This is a genomic window from Lentilactobacillus diolivorans DSM 14421 (assembly GCF_001434255.1).
GTDB lineage: Bacteria > Bacillota > Bacilli > Lactobacillales > Lactobacillaceae > Lentilactobacillus > Lentilactobacillus diolivorans.
On sequence record NZ_AZEY01000092.1, the window covers coordinates 1 to 263 of the forward strand.

A 263-nucleotide genomic window follows, 5' to 3' on the forward strand; every position below is an offset into this window, starting at 1 on the left:
ACAATGAGATACATCAGCATGCGGGCTCGGGGATCACCCCGCTTATTAATATGGTCTTGTCGAAGATATTTACCGGATTGGTAACGATTAATGTCAATCCCGACAAAGGCATTAAGTTGATTGGCACTATCAAAGCGACGAATATCTCCAAGTTCGCCAATGAGTTCGGCCGCACTTTGTGCGCCGATGCCGGGCATAGAAGTGATAACGGCAAATTCAGGCAGGGAGTTATTAGCCAAAGTAACTAGCTGCTTAGTCAGCGC

The 263-nt window shown here is 47.1% G+C and carries 1 protein-coding gene; it reads right to left on the bottom strand.

Annotated features, from left to right (window positions below):
* On the bottom strand, nucleotides 1-239 hold a 239-nt coding region (locus FC85_RS11415), incomplete at its 3' end, for a transposase (protein WP_162255421.1).
* Nucleotides 240-263 lie beyond the last annotated feature (24 nt).